Annotated in this window: 17 protein-coding genes; 16 read left to right on the top strand and 1 reads right to left on the bottom strand. The window is 63.1% G+C overall.

Going from position 1 to position 17,333, the window contains the following annotated elements; translation table 11 throughout:
• Positions 1 to 146 precede the first annotated feature (146 nt).
• A complete protein-coding gene (locus tag FXV83_RS15825) occupies positions 147 to 1,229 on the bottom strand; it encodes a LacI family DNA-binding transcriptional regulator (protein ID WP_148740327.1) in 1,083 nt (360 codons plus the stop codon).
• Positions 1,230 to 1,450: 221 nt separating this feature from the next.
• On the opposite strand from FXV83_RS15825, the gene FXV83_RS15820 reads away from it, so the two are divergent.
• From FXV83_RS15820 to FXV83_RS15745, 16 genes are all read left to right on the top strand, one after another.
• Positions 1,451 to 2,692 (top strand): ABC transporter substrate-binding protein, encoded by a 1,242-nt coding sequence (locus tag FXV83_RS15820; RefSeq protein ID WP_148740326.1) that lies wholly within the window; start codon positions 1,451 to 1,453, stop codon positions 2,690 to 2,692.
• A 75-nt stretch (positions 2,693 to 2,767) separates the two neighbouring features.
• Entirely contained in the window at positions 2,768 to 3,646 is an 879-nt protein-coding gene (locus FXV83_RS15815; protein ID WP_148740325.1) for a carbohydrate ABC transporter permease, read from the top strand.
• Complete coding sequence (locus FXV83_RS15810; protein WP_148740324.1) at positions 3,643 to 4,539, top strand: carbohydrate ABC transporter permease; 897 nt, start codon at positions 3,643 to 3,645, stop codon at positions 4,537 to 4,539. Before FXV83_RS15815 ends, FXV83_RS15810 begins: the two co-directional genes overlap by 4 nt.
• A gap of 6 nt (positions 4,540 to 4,545) precedes the next feature.
• Entirely contained in the window at positions 4,546 to 5,631 is a 1,086-nt protein-coding gene (locus tag FXV83_RS15805; protein WP_148740323.1) for an ABC transporter ATP-binding protein, read from the top strand.
• Between the two features lie 27 nt (positions 5,632 to 5,658).
• The gene (locus tag FXV83_RS15800; protein ID WP_148740322.1) at positions 5,659 to 6,420 is read left to right on the top strand and encodes a sugar phosphate isomerase/epimerase family protein; all 762 of its coding nucleotides are present in this window, start codon (positions 5,659 to 5,661) and stop codon (positions 6,418 to 6,420) included.
• Entirely contained in the window at positions 6,347 to 7,594 is a 1,248-nt protein-coding gene (locus tag FXV83_RS15795; protein WP_347341063.1) for a Gfo/Idh/MocA family protein, read from the top strand. The genes FXV83_RS15800 and FXV83_RS15795 overlap by 74 nt, the downstream gene beginning before the upstream one ends.
• A 173-nt stretch (positions 7,595 to 7,767) precedes the next feature.
• Positions 7,768 to 8,823 carry a sugar phosphate isomerase/epimerase family protein gene (locus tag FXV83_RS15790; protein ID WP_148740320.1) on the top strand — a complete coding sequence of 352 codons (1,056 nt, stop codon included), beginning with the start codon at positions 7,768 to 7,770 and terminating at the stop codon, positions 8,821 to 8,823.
• 13 nt (positions 8,824 to 8,836) lie between these two features.
• Complete coding sequence (locus tag FXV83_RS15785; RefSeq protein ID WP_148740319.1) at positions 8,837 to 10,012, top strand: Gfo/Idh/MocA family protein; 1,176 nt, start codon at positions 8,837 to 8,839, stop codon at positions 10,010 to 10,012.
• 370 nt (positions 10,013 to 10,382) lie between these two features.
• A complete protein-coding gene (locus tag FXV83_RS15780; protein WP_148740318.1) occupies positions 10,383 to 11,156 on the top strand; it encodes an SDR family NAD(P)-dependent oxidoreductase in 774 nt (257 codons plus the stop codon).
• A 373-nt stretch (positions 11,157 to 11,529) separates the two neighbouring features.
• Entirely contained in the window at positions 11,530 to 11,958 is a 429-nt protein-coding gene (locus tag FXV83_RS44060) for a MoaF C-terminal domain-containing protein (protein ID WP_235939680.1), read from the top strand.
• A 17-nt stretch (positions 11,959 to 11,975) separates the two neighbouring features.
• Positions 11,976 to 12,365, top strand: coding sequence for a nuclear transport factor 2 family protein (locus FXV83_RS15770; RefSeq protein WP_148740316.1), 390 nt, complete (start codon positions 11,976 to 11,978; stop codon positions 12,363 to 12,365).
• Positions 12,366 to 12,600: 235 nt separating this feature from the next.
• Entirely contained in the window at positions 12,601 to 13,863 is a 1,263-nt protein-coding gene (locus FXV83_RS15765; protein WP_148740315.1) for an ABC transporter substrate-binding protein, read from the top strand.
• A gap of 6 nt (positions 13,864 to 13,869) precedes the next feature.
• Entirely contained in the window at positions 13,870 to 14,733 is an 864-nt protein-coding gene (locus FXV83_RS15760) for a branched-chain amino acid ABC transporter permease (protein ID WP_148740314.1), read from the top strand.
• Between the two features lie 21 nt (positions 14,734 to 14,754).
• The gene (locus tag FXV83_RS15755) at positions 14,755 to 15,771 is read left to right on the top strand and encodes a branched-chain amino acid ABC transporter permease (RefSeq protein ID WP_210250734.1); all 1,017 of its coding nucleotides are present in this window, start codon (positions 14,755 to 14,757) and stop codon (positions 15,769 to 15,771) included.
• Entirely contained in the window at positions 15,768 to 16,487 is a 720-nt protein-coding gene (locus tag FXV83_RS15750) for an ABC transporter ATP-binding protein (protein ID WP_148740312.1), read from the top strand. Before FXV83_RS15755 ends, FXV83_RS15750 begins: the two co-directional genes overlap by 4 nt.
• On the top strand, positions 16,484 to 17,194 hold the full coding sequence (locus FXV83_RS15745; protein ID WP_187435932.1) for an ABC transporter ATP-binding protein: 711 nt from the start codon (positions 16,484 to 16,486) through the stop codon (positions 17,192 to 17,194). The genes FXV83_RS15750 and FXV83_RS15745 overlap by 4 nt, the downstream gene beginning before the upstream one ends.
• The last annotated feature ends 139 nt before the right edge of the window (positions 17,195 to 17,333 follow it).

Here is a 17,333-nt window from a genome sequence, read left to right as displayed (position 1 = left end):
CATGGAATCGATCGTCTAGACGGCCGAGCTCGATGGTGATGATCCGCCGGAAGTGCAATCAGTGGAAAGCGATGGGCGATGATCAGCACTGTCAGACCGGCTATGATCTGCCGCATGTTCTGGCTCAATCGAGAATTAGAGCCGTCCTAACCGGACCTCGTGCGGCTGCGCGAATGGCCGCGACTCTTCGGTGGCGGGCGCGTGCTGTCGCGCAGCATCAGCCTGGCGGGAAGCGTGATGTCCTTGCGCAGCCCCAATTTGTCGGTCGTCATCAGCGCGATCAGTTCGGCTGCGGCGGTGGCCCCGAGGTCGCGGCGGGGCTGGACGATAGTCGTCAGAGTTGGCTCGCAATAGTCGGCATAGGCAATGCCGTCGAAGCCGACGACAGAGAGATCGTCCGGGATCTGCAGACCGGCCGCGTGCACGGTCTTGATCAGGCCGATCGCCATTTCGTCATTGGCCGCAAACAGCGCGGTCGGACGCGCTAGGGGCTCGAGCGCCAGCAGCGCCCGGCCGGCCTCGACACCGGTGCGGAAGGTGAAATCGCCAGGGAGAATCAGCCCCGCATCGGCGGCAATTGCCGCCTCTCGCAAGGCCTGCCGGTAGCCTTCGAGGCGCTGCTGCTCGAGGATGTTGGATTTGGGCCCCGACAGATAGGCGATACTTGTGTGGCCCAGCTCGATGAGGTGTTGCACCGCCTCACGCGCAGTCCCGACATTGTCGATTGTGACCTGCGGGAAGCTTTCGCGGGGGATGTACTCGCAAGCGGCAACCAACGGTACGCGCGCTTCGCGCAGGTCGCGGTCGGGGCTGCGCATCACGTGGCCGCATAAGAGCAGCACGCCGTCGGCCTGGCCGGCGCAGACCAAGTCAACGTAGCGCGCCTCCTTCTCTGGCGAGCCGGCCAGGTTCGCAATGATGAGTCCGTAGCCGGCGGTCGACAGCGTATCGTCGATGCCCTGTAGAACCTCAGCGAAGAAGGGGTTGGCGATGTCAGGTACTGCCACCAGCACGACCATGGTCTTTCGGACACGCAGGTTCCTCGCGGAGATGTTCGGCGTGTAACCGGTGTCGCGCACAGCTGCGAGCACGCGCGTACGGGTTTCCTCGGTGACCACCTCGGGCCGCGCCAGCGTGCGGCTGACGGTCGCGACCGAGACGCCGGCGAGCTCAGCGACATCCGCGATCTTGGCCGTCTTCCGGTGTAACGCTCGGGTTCGCTTTGCCATTTCCGGTTTCGGTGTCCTGCCGTCAAAACGGCCCTTGCAAAATCGTTGAGTTCTGTTACGATATAAATGTAATCGATTACACCAGTTTGTAAAGGCTTGACGAGCCCAAGGACATGATCCGGAAAAGCGCGAAGCGGTTTTCCGAAAAGATCCTGACCTAACAAAAAGGGCCGCAAGCGGAAGACCAACAAGCCCGCGAGGGCAAATCCTGGGAGGGAATCATGAAGCGCGCGCTGTTCGCATCGGTGGCGATTGCCGCCATGGCCTTGGCCCCGGTGCCAGTCCGTGCCGAGGAAATGAAAGCCGAGGTCATTCACTGGTGGACCTCCGGCGGCGAGGCCGCTGCCGTAAAGGTGTTCGCCGATCAGTTCACCAAGGCCGGCGGCACCTGGATCGACAGCGCGGTAGCCGGCGCCGCGAACGCCCGAAACGCCGCGATCAGCCGCACTGTCTCCGGCAATCCGCCGACCGCCATGCAGCTCAACACCGGAAAACAGTTCGACGAACTGGTGGAGGGCGATCTGCTCGCCGACGTCGACACGGTCGCGACCGAAGGCAATTGGAAGAGCGTAATGCCGCAGGCCTTCATCGCCGCCGCAACCCGCAAGGGCAAGATGTACGCGGTGCCGGTCAACATCCATGGCCAGAACTGGCTCTGGTACAACAAGGCGGTGCTCACGTCGATCGGCGCCGCCGAGCCGAAGACCTGGGACGACGCCTTCGCCGTTCTCGACAAACTGAAAGTCGACGGAAAGGTGATCCCGCTCGCCTTCTCGGGTCAGAAGAACTGGGAGCAAAACCTGTTCAGCGCGGTGCTGATCGGCGTCGGCGGCGGGCCGATGTGGGTTGGGATCATGGGCAAGCGCGACGCGGCGCTGGCGCGGAGCGCCGAGTTCAAGGCGGTCGCGGTCGCCTACAAGAAGCTGAAGAACTATGTCGATGCCGGCGCGCCCGGGCGCAACTGGAACGATGCGACCAGTCTGGTCATCCAGGGCAAGGCCGGCATGCAGATCATGGGCGATTGGGCCAAGGGCGAATTCGTCGCCGCCGGCAAGGTCGCCGACAAGGATTATGGCTGCACGGTGCTGTCCAATCATGGCGGCGGCTACATGATGGGCGGCGACGTGTTCGTATTCCCGAAGTCCAAGGACGCGGCGACCACCAAGGCACAGATGACGCTTGCCAAGCTGATGCTGGCGCCGGAAACCCAGATCCAGTTCGCGCTGAAGAAGGGGTCGATCCCGGTGCGCAGCGACGTCGACAGCTCTGCGCTCGACGCCTGCGCCCAGAAGGGCATGCGCTACGTCGCCGACAAGGCGCAGCAATTGCCGTCGGTCGACATGCTGGCGGCGCCCGCACTTGTCGGTGCGGTCCAGGACGCAATCTCGCAATATTGGAACACCGACATGAGCGCCGACGAATTCTCCGCCAAGGTCGCCGCGGTGCTGAAGGCACAGGACTGACACATCTCGATCGGGCGGCCCATCTTCCCGGCCGCCCTCTTTCATTCATCGATCCCCTCTCACTCGTTCGGCACGATGCGCCTTTCGCTGTCTTCCAGATTGTCCGTGGTCTTGGCGCTGCTGCCGGCGCTGATGGTGATGATCGTGGTCTATATCGGCGCCACCGGCTGGACCGTGTGGATGTCGCTGACCAATTCGCGCATGCTGCCGAACAACAATTTCGTCGGCCTGCGCCAATACGAGTCGCTGTTCGGCAACGACCGCTGGATCACTTCGGTCCACAACGTCGTTATCTATGGCGTCCTGTTCGTCTCGCTGGCGCTCGCGGTTGGCTTTCTCCTGGCGGTCGCGATCGACCAACGGGTGCGCGCCGAGGACACCATCCGCTCGATCTATCTCTATCCCTATTCGATGTCCTTCGTGGTCACGGGGCTGGTCTGGCAGTGGCTTCTGAACCCGTCACTCGGCATCCAGCACGTACTGCGCAGCTGGGGTTTTGCAGGCGCGACCTTCGACTGGATCGTACGGCCGGAGCGGGCGATCTATTGCCTTGTCGTCGCCGGCGTTTGGCAGGCCTCCGGCCTCGTAATGGCGATCATGCTGGCGGGCCTTCGCGGCATCGACGACGAGATCTGGAAGGCGGCGCGGATCGACGGACTGCCGAAATGGCGGGTCTACGCCTCAATTGTGATTCCGATGATGGGCGCGAGCTTTGCGACCGCGGCGGTGCTATTGTCGACCGCCGTGGTGCGCCTCTACGACCTCTCGGTCGCCATGACCAATGGCGGGCCGGGCATTGCCTCGGAGGTGCCCGCCAAATTCGTCATGGATCATCTGTTCGAACGGGCCAATATCGGGCTTGCGACCGCGGCCGCCACCACCATGCTGGTCACCGTGATCGCGGTGGTCGCGCCCTATCTTTATTGGCGCGCGCGCAAGGGAGACATCCGATGACCGTGCTCGCCGAGCCCTTGCCTGCCGCGCGGCGACGGCGGGCGCGCATGACGCCGGCGCGCTGGGGGCTGTATGCCTTCATCCTCATATCAGCGCTCTATTTCCTGCTGCCGCTCTATGTGATGGTCGTGACCTCGCTAAAGCCGATGGCGGAGATCAGGCAGGGCAATTTGCTGGCGCTGCCGGTGTCCCCCAGCATCGATGCGTGGGTCACGGCCTGGGCCTCGGCCTGCACCGGGCTTACCTGCCAGGGCATCAAGGTCGGCTTCTTCAACTCGGTGCGCATCCTGTTGCCGTCGGTCTTCATTTCCATCCTGGTCGGATCGCTGACCGGCTACGCGCTATCGCTGTGGCGCGTGCGTGGCGCCAGCATCCTGTTCGGCGCGATGATGGTGGTCGCCTTCATTCCCTATCAGCTGTTCATCTATCCCCTGGTGCGCGTGTTCGCCTTCACCGGGCTCGGGCAGTCGCTTCTGACCATCGTGATCATCCATACGATCTTCGGTCTTCCGACGATGACGCTGTTGTTCCGCAACTATTTCACCTCACTACCGCCCGAGCTGTTCAAAGCGGCCCGCGTCGACGGCGCCGGCTTCTACCAGATCTATGCGCGCATCATGATGCCGATGGCCACCCCGATGATCGTGGTCGCGGTGATCCTACAGACCACCGGCATCTGGAACGATTTCATCCTGGGGCTCGTCTTCGCCGGCCGCGACAATCTGCCGATGACCGTGCAGCTCAATAACATCGTCAATTCGACGCAGGGCGAGCGCGCCTATAATGTCGACATGGCGGCGACGCTGCTGACCGCGTTGCTGCCGCTCCTGGTCTATTTCGGCTCCGGCCGCTGGTTCGTGCGCGGCATCGCCGCCGGCGCGGTGAAAGGCTGACGCATCATGCAGCGCGCGAACGTCGATATCAGGAGCCTAAGAATCGGCTTTGGCGGACTGAAGGTGCTCGACAATCTCAACCTTCATGTCGAGGCCAGCGAATTCCTGGTGCTGCTCGGCCCGTCCGGCTGCGGCAAATCGACTCTTCTGAACGCCATCGCCGGCCTGATTGACGTCAAGAGCGGCGAGATCCATATCGGCGGCCGCGATGTCACCTGGGCCGAACCAAAGGATCGCGGCATCGCGATGGTGTTCCAGAGCTATGCGCTGTATCCGCGCATGACCGTGCGCAAGAACATGTCGTTCGGGCTGCAGGTCGCCGGCACGCCGCAGGACGAGATCGGCCGCCGTCTCGGAGAGGCCGCGCAGATGCTGCGTCTCACCGAGCTGCTCGACCGCCGTCCTTTCGAATTGTCCGGCGGGCAACGCCAGCGCGTCGCAATCGGCCGGGCGCTGGTGCGGCATGCCGGTGTCTATTTGTTCGACGAACCGCTCTCCAATCTCGATGCCCAGCTGCGCGCCGAGCTCCGGGTCGAGATCAAGCGCCTGCATGCGCGGCTCGGCGCCACCATGATCTATGTGACGCACGATCAGATCGAGGCGTTGACCCTGGCGGACCGCATCGCGGTCATGCAAGGCGGCGTGATCCAGCAGCTCGATACGCCAAAGATGATCTATCGCGCGCCGGTGAACCGGTTCGTCGCCTCCTTCGTCGGTTCGCCCGCGATGAATTTTATCCCCGGCTCTATCGCGCGCGATGGTGGCGCAGCCTTTGTCGCCGGCACGAGCCGGTTCAGCCTGAATGGCTACGTCTTCCGCGGCCCCCCGACTGACGCGCCGGCCGTGCTTGGCATCCGCCCGGAGCATGTCGAGGTCACGGCGTCCGACGACCCATTCGCCGTGCCTGCTCGCGTCGAGATGGTGGAGCCGATGGGCGCCGATAGCTTGATCTGGTGCCGCCTTGCCGACGGCACCGCCTTTTCCCTCCGCCATGATGCCGACGCGCCACTCCGCGCAGGCGACACGCTCGCCCTGCGGTTTCCTCCCGAAACTCTCTCGCTGTTTGATGACAAGAGCGGACAGCGTCTCTGACCTCATCCACCCATCGAAAGCCCCGCTATGACCAAGCCGATCGACCGCCTGTCCATCCAGCTCTATTCCGCCCGCTCCATCACTCCGCTCGAGGCGCAGTTCGCGCTCATCGCAGGGCTCGGCTACAAGATGGTCGAGCCGTGGGGCGGCCTGTTCAACGATCCCGACGCGCTGCAGCGGCTTCTCGATGTCCACGGCATGACAGCGCCGAGCGCGCATGTCGGGCTCGACCGGCTGCGCGCGGATGCCGTCAGCACCACAAGACTCTGCAAAGGCCTCGGCATGAAGATCATTCTCGCGCCGGCCCCGCCGCCCGGCGAACGTGAGGGCGGCGAAAAAGAATGGCGCGGCATCGGACGTGAACTGAACGAGATCGGCAAGGCCGTCACCGGCGAGGGGCTTCGTTTCGGCTGGCACAACCATCATTGGGAATATGGCCGCACTGGGAGCGGCAAGACCTATCTCGAATGTCTGTTCGAGGAGGCCCCCGACCTCGTCTGGGAGGCCGATCTCGCATGGATCGTGCGCGGTGGCGGCGATCCCGTCGCCGAGATCAAGAAACATGCTCAGCGTCTGGTCGCCTGTCACATCAAGGATCTCGCACCATCCGGACAGTGCGCCGACGAGGACGGCTGGGCCGATCCCGGCCACGGCATCATGGACTGGCCGGCGCTGCGCGCGGCGATGACGGGGGCCGGGGTGTCCCTGTTCGTCGCTGAACACGATAAGCCGAACGACGTCGCCCGCTTCGCGCGCCGGGCGCGCGAGACCGTATCGTCGTGGGCGTGACGGGGAGCAGGTCATGAGCAAGCTCGGAGTCGGCATCGTCGGATGCGGCAACATCTCGACGATCTACATGCAGAACATGCCGAAGTTTCGGGATCTCAACCTAGTCGCGTGCGCCGATCTGCGGCCGGAGGCCGCGCAAGCCCAAGCGGAGAAGTTCGGGATCGAGGCGTTGACGATCGATGCGCTACTGGCGCGTTCTGACATCCAGATCGTCGTCAATCTCACTACGCCCGAGTCACATTTCGCCATAAGCCACGCGGCCTTGGCCGCAAACAAGCACGTGTTCGGGGAGAAGCCGATCACGATCGAGGCCAACGACGCCGCGACCCTGGTTGCCGAGGCGGCGGATCGCGGCCTGAAGATCGGCTGCGCGCCGGACACTTTCCTCGGCGGCGGTGGACGGACGGCGCGCGAACTCGTGGATGCAGGCCGGATCGGTAAAGTGCTCTATGGTACCTGTTTTCTGATGTCGCATGGCATGGAGCACTGGCACCCCGATCCAACCTTCTTCTTTAAACGGGGCGGTGGGCCGATCCTTGATATGGGTCCGTATTACCTTGCCGCGCTCATCAACCTGTTGGGTCCCGTTGCGCTGGTGCAGGGGCGTGCGAGCGCCGGCTTTGCGACGCGGCTCGTCACCTCGAAGGGGCCGATGAACGGCAAGATCATCGCGGTGGAAACGCCGACGACGGTGATGTCGTTGCTGCATTTCGAGTCAGGCGCCGACATCATCTTTGCGATGAGCTGGGACGTCTGGAAACACGCACATCCACCGATCGAGCTTTACGGCACCGAAGGCTCGCTGCGCGTGCCGGACCCCAATTTCTTCGGCGGCGCCGTGCAATACACCGAGAAGGGTGGCGACTGGATTTCGGTCGCAGCCGACGACCGGCCGTTCGGCAAGCCGAACTGGCGCTCGCCGAATTGGGCCGATCACATGCCGAACCAGGCCAACTATCGTTGTCTGGGCGTCGCCGAACTCGCAAGTGCGGTGCTGCGCTGTACGCCACACCGCTCCTCCGGGGCGCTGGCGAGCCACGCACTGGAGGTGAAGCACGCGATCCTCAAGGCCAGCGTGGAAGGCGGAGAGATCGCAGTGCGCTCGCGCGTCGAGCGACCGGCACCGCTGTCCGAGCTCGATGCGATGGTGCTGTGGGCCGGGGAAACGTTCTGAAGTGGGGTAGTCCTCCAGCCGTGATTGCCCAGCCCGGGTATTGGCTGAAATGCCCGCTCCACCTCTTGGAACGAGCAAGGAGGTGAGTTTTTGTGGGTATCGAGCTCAGGTTTTTGTGGGTATCGAGCTCAGCGGGCACATGCTGCTGAGGTCCAAGGAAGAAGGAGCATTCGATGAAGATGATCAAGGGACCAGCGATATTCCTCGCTCAGTTCGCCGGCGACGCTGCGCCGTTCAACTCTTTCGACTCGATCTGCGGATGGGCCGCCTCGCTCGGTTACGAAGGGGTTCAGATTCCGAGCTGGGACGGACGGCTCTTCGACCTCAACAAGGCGTCGCAGTCGCAGGACTACGTCGACGAGGTGAAGGGGATCGCGGCCAGCCACGGCCTTGCGATTACCGAGCTCTCGACCCATCTCCAGGGCCAACTCGTTGCCGTTCATCCGGCTTATGACGCGGCGTTCGACGGCTTCGCCGCACCGGAGGTCCGTGGCAATCCGAAGGCGCGCACCGAATGGGCCGTCGACCAGGTCAAACGCGCGATCCTCGCCTCCAAGCGCCTTGGGCTTACGGCGCACGCAACCTTCTCCGGCGCGCTTGCCTGGCCTTACATCTATCCATGGCCGCAACGTCCGGCGGGCCTGGTCGAGGCCGCGTTCGACGAACTCGCGAAGCGTTGGCGGCCGATCCTCGATTATGCTGACGAGCACGGCGTCGATCTCGCTTACGAGATCCACCCGGGCGAGGATCTGCACGACGGCGTTTCGTACGAGATGTTCCTCGGTCGGGTGAACAACCACAAGCGCGCCAATCTGCTCTACGATCCCTCACACTTCGTGCTACAGCAGCTCGACTATCTCGACTACATCGACATCTACCACGATCGCATCAAAGCCTTCCACGTCAAGGATGCCGAGTTCAACCCGACCGGCCGCCAAGGCGTCTATGGCGGGTTCCAGAACTGGGTCGACCGTGCCGGTCGCTTCCGTTCGCTCGGCGACGGCCGGGTCGATTTCGGCGCGATCTTCTCGAAGCTCACGCAGTACGATTACGACAGCTGGGCGGTGCTCGAATGGGAGTGTGCGCTGAAGCATCCCGAACAAGGCGCGCGAGAGGGGGCCGAGTTCATCAGAAGCCATATCATCCGGGTCTCAGAGAGAGCCTTTGATGATTTCGCGAGCTCCGGCACCGACCATGCAGCGAACCGCAAGATGCTCGGTCTATCCTGAGCGGGAGAAGCAAATGGCGATCAACGCAAGCAACGAGTCCAGCAGTCATGCGCGTATCAGGTTAGGAATGGTCGGCGGCGGGCAGGGAGCCTTCATCGGCGCCGTCCACCGCATTGCCGCGCGCATCGACGACCAGTTCGAGCTGGTGGCCGGCGCGCTCGCGTCCGATCCGGTGCGAGCCAAGGCGTCGGCGAAGGAGCTCGGCATTACCGACGACCGTGCCTATGGCTCCTTCGAAGAGATGGCGAAGGCCGAAGCCGCGCGAGCGGACGGCATCGAGGTCGTCTCGATCGTAACGCCCAACCACATGCACAGTCCGGTCGCGAAGGCCTTCCTGGAAGCCGGCATCCATGTGATCTGCGACAAGCCATTGACGACGACCGTTGCTGAGGCCGAGGAGCTGGTGGCGCTGGCCAGGAAGACCGGCCGGGTCTTCGTGGTGACGCACAACTACACGGGCTATCCCATGGTCCGGCAAGCCCGCGCCATGATCGCGAATGGCGACCTCGGCGAGATCCGGCTCGTCCAGGCCGAATATCTCCAGGATTGGCTGACCGAGCGATTGGAGGCAAGCAGCCACAAACAGGCGGCGTGGCGCACGGACCCGGCCCGGTCCGGCGCCGGCGGGTGCATCGGGGACATTGGCACCCACGCCTATAGTCTCGCCTGCTTCGTCACAGGGCTTAAGCTCGACGAACTACTCGCACAACTGTCGACCTTCGTCGAGGGACGGCGCCTCGATGACGATGTCCAGATCCTCCTCAAGTGGAAAGGCGGCGCCAAAGGCATGCTGTGGGCGAGCCAAGTCGCGGTCGGCAACGAGAACGGCCTGACACTGCGCGTCTGCGGCAGCAAAGGCGGCCTCGAATGGGCGCAGGAAAATCCGAACCATCTTTGGTTCACGCCCTATGGCCGGCCCAAGCAGCTCCTGACCCGCGGCGGGGCCGCCGCCTTGGGCGAGGCGGGTCGGGTCACCCGCATCCCCGCGGGTCACCCGGAGGGCTACCTTGAAGGCTTCGCAACAATTTATGCCGAGGCAGCGCGCGCCATTCGCGCGGCAAGAGTCGGTGAAAAGCCGCATCCTGAGGTGATCTTCCCGACCGTTGAGGATGGACTGGCAGGCGTGAAGTTCATCGATGCTGCTGTGAAGTCCTCGGCATCCGAAGGCGCCTGGGTTCGAATGACGTAGATGCCGATGCGCTGTCGACAGGCCGTCGGTCAGGGTCATGCCACCACGAGACCGAGCTGATCGATCCCATGAGAAGAAGCGCTCCGGCAAGCCGATCAGCCCGCAACAACCAACGTGGTCGACCTGATGGATGCGCAGCATCGGAGCGCCGGAAAGATCCGCGCCGGCGAAGGCGGGCAAGCCGCCAAGAACCCGCGCAAGGCGGCGTCCTGCCAGAAGGGAATGATGCCGATCGAGGGCAAGAAGCCGAAGGAAACGGCGGCGAAGAAGCCGGCGGCCGGGGCGCGGCGGAAGTCCGCGCAGGACGTCACGCTCGCCAGGACAGGTTGTTCTTCAGATTGTATTCAGAGAACGTCGGCAGGAGCAGCGCATGGCCATTGTATTCATCACCGGCAGCACGGACGGGCTCGGTCGCGCCGCGGCCCGGTCGCTTCTTGATGCCGGTCATCGCGTGGTGCTGCACGCCCGCTCGGCTGATCGCGCGGCGAGCCTCGGCGAGCTCGCGCCGCGGGCCGCGGGGATCGTGATCGGCGATCTCCGCAGTGCCGAGCAGACCCGGAGCATAGCGGACCAGGTCAACGCGATCGGTCGCATGGATGCCATCATTCAAAACGCGGGGGTCTACCCCGAGGGAAGTCGCGGCTCGACACCCGAGGTTCACGCCGGCGTGCTCGCGGTCAACACGCTTGCGCCCTACATCCTGACGGCGCTGATCGATCGTCCCAGTCGGCTGATTTACCTCAGCAGCGGACTGCATCGAGGCGGGGAGGGCTCGCTGCGTGATCTCGACTGGACGAAGCGGAGCTGGGATCCGGCAAAGGCCTATGCCGAAAGCAAGCTGCAGGTGGTCGCGCTGGCGTTTGCGGTGGCGCGACGCTGGCCGCAGGTGTTCAGCAATGCGGTCGATCCCGGCTGGGTGCGCACGAGAATGGGCGGCCCCGGGGCCCCGGTGGACCTCGATACCGGACAGCGGACCCAGACTTGGCTGGCCGTCAGCGACGAGCCGGCTGCAAAGGTCAGCGGTCGCTACTGGCATCACATGCGGCAGGAGCAGCCGGCCAGCGAGGCCGCCGATCCCGAATTCCAGGATCAGCTCATCGCCAGTTTGGGCGCGCTGACGGGCTTGGCACTTCCCGAGGCTTAGGGCCGCGGCCAGCGTTTGCCTAGTCGCCCCGGATACCTTCGGTAGCGTCGAGCACTGACCGTTACGATCTACGACTAGATTTCCGCCGCACCTCGCCCGGAACGAGGGTGCGGAAGCGGTCCGCTGACCGATCCAGGCCTCCACGACGCGCCTAACGATCAGCGCGTCGTCGCTAACACCTACGGCCTTGCATCTGCGACGCGGCTCCGAGGAGGCCTATCGCGTCGGACGCGAGCGACTTGCTGCGGATCCGATCCACGAGGTGCTCGCTTCCTGCTCCCCAGATCGCAGTCAGGGGCGGGAGCATCACCGACGGGCTCGTCGGTTACGCGAGCGCGTACGCGCGGCGAACGAAGCGGCGGGAGAGCCGCGTGTGGCGCAGGTCTATACGCCAGGGATCATCGACGATCCCGCTGTTCCGCCTGCTGGTATCGAGCCGGCGCCGACCCGCGATCTGATCGGAATGACCGCGCATTACGAATACAGCCCACAGCATGTTTACGAGCATGTCTATCTGAGCTCGCAACGCTACGCGTGGCAAAACCTCGTTGGCGTGCAGCGGGGGCACGGCGATGTCGATCTGACGACGGCCTACAAGTTCGATCACAATCAATACGTATTCGGCTTTCGCGAGTTCATCATCCCGGTCGCATCGATCTTCTTCTACGATTGGGAGACGATGCGCTCGACCGGAAAATTCCTCGGTGTGACCAGCGACGGCCGGGTCGAGAACAAGCCCGCTGGCGCGTTCATCAAGATAAGATCCAGGACGGCCTACGACGAAGGCAAGGAGCCGGTTTGACCGGAGGAGTGGCTGGCGTGAATAGCAATTACGAGGCAATCAAGGCGCACTATGCCGCTTCGGACCGCAAGGATGTGGAGGCCATGATGGCTCCAATCACCGCGCGAACGAAGTGGACGGAGATGGCGGGCTTCCCCTACGCCGGCACCTATATCGGCTCAGACGCCATCATTGCGGGCGTGTTCAAGCGCATTGGCGAAGAATGGGGCGACTATGCTTTCTCCCTCAAGAGGCTGATCGACGGCGACAAGACCATCATCGGTATCGGGACTTACTCGGGGCGATACAAGAAGACCGAAAAAGCGATGACGGCACGCGTGGTCCACGTCTGGGACATGGAGGACGGTCGGGTCGTCAATTTTGAGCAATTCACCGATACCAGGCTTGTTGCGGACGCGACCAAGTGACGCCAGGGCGTGGAAGGGGGGCCGCCGCTCGTTTACGTCCTAGCCCGGCCGCGTCCGAGTCCAAGACGCGTTCCGCGTGGCCGGCCTAGTATCTGACGGTTCGGATCAAGAAACAAAGAAGGATCGCACCATCCGCCCCGAAGCGAGCGCGCTGAGGGACAGGGGCTGCGTCAACGAACCTTCATGCCGAAATTTCAATGCGCCCACAGCAACGTTGGGCACGGGAGGGGAACGGATGAAATTCAAGATTAGCATGGCCATGGTGACGGGATTGCTTGCGGCCTGTGTCGGCAACGCAGCTTACGCGGCTGATCCCAAATGCGGCGCCAGCACAGGCACGGCGGCGGCTGGCGAGCCGATCGTCATCGGGGGCATCGTCAGCGTCACGGGCCCGGACAATTTCAGTTCCTCCGGCCTGGCTGCTGCAGCCTATTTCAAGTGCCTGAATGCCAACGGTGGCGTGAACGGACGCCCGGTCAAATACCAGCTTGAGGATGATGCCTGGAACCCCGAGCAGTCGTCCCAGGTCGCGGTCAAGCTCATCCGCGACCAGAAGGCGGTCGCGCTGGTTGGAAACATGAGCTTCGTCGATTGCGGTGCAAATCAAGGCATCTACGAGAAGGAAGACATCATGGTCATCGCCGGTGTCGGCGTGCCCCGTGATTGCTTCTTCCAGAAAAACTATGCACCGACCAATGCCGGCCCGCGGGTCAGCAACACCAAGGCCGTAATGGATGTGGCGCAATCCTATCCCGGCAAGATCAAGCGTGTCGTTTGCATCGCGCCGAACATTCCCAATCTTGGTGAATGGTCCTGTACAGGTGCGGTCGCCTGGATCAAGAAACAGGGCGGCGACGGCAAGATCATCACGTTTGACCCAGGCTCGCTCGACGCGACCTCCGTCGTCCTTGAAGCCATGGCGTTCAAGCCGGATGTCATCAGCGTTGGGACGCCCAAAGGCCTAGCGGTCCCGATCTTTGCCGCCGCAGAAGAGCAGGGACTTGCCGACAAGGTGCACTTCACCGGTCCGGCGTCGCTGTACAATTTGGACTTTCCGCGCGCAATTGGAAAATATTGGGACGGCAAGGTCACCGTGGACATGGAGTTGAAGGCCGCCGACGCTGCAACGCCGGATATGCAGAACTGGCTCGCGGTGATGGAGAAGTACGGACAGGCTTCTGATCCGCGCGACACCTTCTCTCAAGCCGGTTATTTGGCGGCTCGCGTTACGGCTGAAACGCTGATGAAGATGGACGCGGCCAAGATCGACCGGCGGTCAGTCACCGCGGCCTTGCGGAACATCAAGCGGTTTGAAAGCGACATGTGGTGCTCGCCCTGGTACGTCGGTGATGGTTCACGTCACAACGCCAATCACGCGGGACCGGTGTCTCTCGTCAAGGACGGCAAGCTCGTGCCCAAGCAGGTTTGCATCGAGTCCGAAGACCCCGAACTCGATGATGTGCACGCTTACGAGAAGACGATCGGCATCGCGAAGTAAGAAGTCATGCCCGATTTCACGCCCTTTCTCGTCGCGGGCCTTGCGACGGCGGCGACTTACGTGCTGTCCGGCGTCGGCATTGTGGTGCTCTATCGAGCTTCGGGCGTGGTCAATTTCGCCCAGGGCGCCGTCGGCGCCCTGGCGGCCTTCACATCCTGGTCGATCGTCGAGCGCGGCGGCCCTGCGGAGCTGTCGTGGATAGCGGGAATAGCGGCTGCGGCCGCGATTTCGTTCTTTTATGGCCGAGCAATCGCGCCACGACTGGCTTACAGCGATCCGGTCATGCGCGCCGTGGCGACGCTCAGCTTCGCGCTGATCCTGCTGGGCTTCATGGGCTATGTCTGGGGTGAGGCACCGCGACGGCTTCGCCTGCCCACGGACACGATGAGCTTCGAGCTGTTGGGCGTCCGCATCACCATGACCCGGGCAATCGCATTCGGTCTCGGCCTGCTGGCCACGGCCGCCGTCATGGTGTTTCTCGCGTGCAGTCGCCTGGGACTTCAGATGCGTGCGCTCGCAAGCAGCCGCGAGCTTAGCGCGATGCTGGGAGTCCGCGTGTTCCGCGTCGACGGGTGGGCGTGGGTGATCTCCGGCGTGCTGGCTGGCGTCAGCGGGATACTGCTCGCCGATTTGCAACGCCTGAGTGGCCAAGCCCTCACTTTTGCGGTGATCCCAGCAATCGCCGCCTCTGTGGTCGGACGCTTCGCCTCGCTTCCTGCGACGGTTGCCGGGGGACTTGCGATCGGGGTCTGTGAAGCTCTTCTGACGCCGGTGCCCATCGTCGGTCCCTTCCGCACCGCGGTGCCATTTCTTTTTGCGGTCGGTGCAATGTTTTGGATGCAGCGCAGAATCGCGTTTGTTTACAGGTGAGCCGACGTGGCGGATCAAAGCTTGGAGGTAGCCTCGCCCATTCCCACCGCCAGATTGCCGCTTGGCGTAGCTGCTTTGTATGCCGCGGCGCTCGTTGGCCTGTATTTGTTGCCGGCCGCGCTGAGCGATTATTGGTTGCGCACGCTCATCTCGGTGTCTGCGCTAACGGTCGCAAGCCTGAGCGTCAGCTTGCTCTTTGCGCAGCTCGGAATGGTGTCGCTCGCGCAGTTCGGCCTGCTAGGCGTCGGTGGATGGTTTGCTCTACGCATATCGCACGGCTTGGGCGTGCCGTTCGAGCTTGCGCTTCTGACAGGTGGAGTGGCCGCTGCATTGGTTGGACTTGTCATCGGTCTGCCGGCGCTACGCATGCGCGGGCTATATCTTGCGATCATCACCTTGATGATGGCAGGCGCAATCCAGGTGTTGATCAGTGCGTTCGGCTTTCCGGACGGCGGATCGGGTATTCTAGGCAAGAGTACCGGCACGCGAGTAATGATGGCACGTCCATTCCTCGCGCAGAACGACGAAGCCTATCTGCGCTATGCCCTCGTTATCGCCGGCCTCTGCTATGGTCTGGTGCTGTTGCATGTTCGTGGGCGGCCCGGCCGCGCCTGGGCGATGATCCGTCGCAGCGAAGTCTGTGCCTTCGCCGGAGGCGTTAATATCGTCGCCTATAAAGTGTGGGCCTTTGCGCTCGCCGGCTTTCTCGCCGGCATTGCCGGCGGCCTACTCGCTGGTGGCGTGGGGCAGCTCGATGCCAGTGCTTTCCCTGCAAGTCAGTCGATCATGCTGTTCGCGCTGACCATCGTGGGCGGGGCCTATTCATGGATCGGCCCGATCGTCGCGGGGCTGCTGTTACGGGCCTTTCCAGCGCTGCTGAACGATTTTCGCGTCGACGGCAACATCGCGACCATGGTGTTCGGAATCGGGCTTTTGCACGCGCTGATCACCGCTCCCCATGGGGTGGCCGGGCAATTGAGGGATTTGGTCGGGACAGTTCGCCGGCTGCTGGGCGGCAAACGAAAGGCCGGTCCATGATCGAGATCGACGATTTGACCGTACAGTTCGGGGGTGTGCGCGGCTTGAGCGCTTTGACTGCAAGCCTGCCGGAGCCCGTCACCGGTCTCGTCGGACCGAACGGGGCAGGCAAGACCACCTTGATCAATGTCCTTTCCGGGTTCGTACGGCCCACGACGGGGAGTGTCCGGGTCGATGGTCGGGATTTGAAGGACGTTCCCATCTACAAGCGTGCGGCATTCGGTATTCGTCGAACGTTCCAGAACGAGCAGGTGGTTGAGAACCTGACAGCTGGCGAGAATGTTGCCGCCGTGCTCGACAATGTTCCGACCGACGGCCAGCCGCGGCGACAGCTGATCGAGACGGCGCTCGAATTTGCTGGTCTCGGCACCGCGCGCGATGTGCCCGGGCACAGCCTAAACGCCTATCAGCGACGCATGCTGGAGATCGCCCGTGCAACGGTCGGTCGACCTCGGCTCGTCATGATGGATGAGCCGGGGGCTGGTCTTGCACAGCATGAGGGCGAGCATCTGCGCAGTGTCATCAAGCAGATAGACGGATATTGCGGCGCGCAGGTGCTGCTGGTGGATCACGATGTCGATCTGATCTCGGCAACCTGCACCGCAACCCTTGTGCTCGATTTTGGCTCTGCCATCGCCTACGGCCCAACGCAAAAGGTACTTGCGGATCCCAAGGTCCGAGCGGCGTACCTGGGTGTTCTGGAGGAAACGACGTGAGCGCCGGGTTGTCAGTGCATGGGCTCAATGTAGCCCGGAACGCCAAGGCCGTTTTGCACGACGTCGACCTCACGATCTTGCCCGGAAGGATCACCGCTCTGCTTGGCGCCAACGGCGCTGGCAAGAGCAGTCTTGTTCTCGCCATGGCAGGTGTGTTGCCGGCGACCAGCGGCACGATTGCGCTGGACGGCCAGTCGATTGTTGGACTGAGGCCAGAGGCTATTCGTGCCAGTGGCGTTGCGGCCGTGCCCGAAGGGCATCAAGTGCTCAATGACCTGAGCGTCGAGGACAATCTCAAAGTGGCGGGAAGCCACCTCTCGCGTGCCCAGCTCAGATCGGCCCTCGATGTGGCGCTGGGCACCTTTCCGGAGTTGCGCGAGCGTTTGCAGGCGCGATCGGGGAATCTCTCGGGTGGACAACAGCAGATGGTCGCGCTCGCACAGGCTGTCATTGCGAGGCCGCGTTACCTCCTGGCGGACGAGCTGTCGTTCGGCCTGGCGCCCGTTGTGGTCGCCCGGCTGGTTCCTGTCCTGCAGAACCTTGCTTCACAGGGAATTGGCGTTCTCCTGATCGAGCAATTTACCCACCTCGCGCTCAAAATCGCGCATTCAGCCTATGTGATGGAGCGCGGAAGGATCTGTTTCGCCGGCGAGCCACAGGAGTTGATCAGCAATCCGGAAATTCTGCACAGCGCCTATCTTGCATGAGTTCGTTGCACTGCATCTAGTTCCGCTCGAGGCGCGGTGCCAGAGCTACGTCCCGTTCTCGGCCGCGCCGCTGCTCCGAACGCCGTTGACACGGCGGGGCAGTCGCTTAACATGTTATGAAAAGGTGCCGCTGGAACGG

Origin of the sequence: Bradyrhizobium hipponense, assembly GCF_008123965.1 — a bacterium.
Taxonomy (GTDB): Bacteria; Pseudomonadota; Alphaproteobacteria; order Rhizobiales; family Xanthobacteraceae; genus Bradyrhizobium; species Bradyrhizobium hipponense.
This window is presented reverse-complemented; position numbering and strand designations above follow the sequence as displayed.

Coding starts and splice junctions, on each gene's coding strand:
- FXV83_RS15760 (WP_148740314.1), top strand. CDS start 13,870: ATGCCCGATTTCACGCCCTTTCTCGTCGCGGGCCTTGCGACGGCGGCG.
- FXV83_RS15765 (WP_148740315.1), top strand. CDS start 12,601: ATGAAATTCAAGATTAGCATGGCCATGGTGACGGGATTGCTTGCGGCC.
- FXV83_RS15810 (WP_148740324.1), top strand. CDS start 3,643: ATGACCGTGCTCGCCGAGCCCTTGCCTGCCGCGCGGCGACGGCGGGCG.
- FXV83_RS15825 (WP_148740327.1), bottom strand. CDS start 1,229: ATGGCAAAGCGAACCCGAGCGTTACACCGGAAGACGGCCAAGATCGCG.
- FXV83_RS15820 (WP_148740326.1), top strand. CDS start 1,451: ATGAAGCGCGCGCTGTTCGCATCGGTGGCGATTGCCGCCATGGCCTTG.
- FXV83_RS15805 (WP_148740323.1), top strand. CDS start 4,546: ATGCAGCGCGCGAACGTCGATATCAGGAGCCTAAGAATCGGCTTTGGC.
- FXV83_RS15800 (WP_148740322.1), top strand. CDS start 5,659: ATGACCAAGCCGATCGACCGCCTGTCCATCCAGCTCTATTCCGCCCGC.
- FXV83_RS15815 (WP_148740325.1), top strand. CDS start 2,768: ATGCGCCTTTCGCTGTCTTCCAGATTGTCCGTGGTCTTGGCGCTGCTG.
- FXV83_RS15790 (WP_148740320.1), top strand. CDS start 7,768: ATGAAGATGATCAAGGGACCAGCGATATTCCTCGCTCAGTTCGCCGGC.
- FXV83_RS15785 (WP_148740319.1), top strand. CDS start 8,837: ATGGCGATCAACGCAAGCAACGAGTCCAGCAGTCATGCGCGTATCAGG.
- FXV83_RS15750 (WP_148740312.1), top strand. CDS start 15,768: ATGATCGAGATCGACGATTTGACCGTACAGTTCGGGGGTGTGCGCGGC.
- FXV83_RS15780 (WP_148740318.1), top strand. CDS start 10,383: ATGGCCATTGTATTCATCACCGGCAGCACGGACGGGCTCGGTCGCGCC.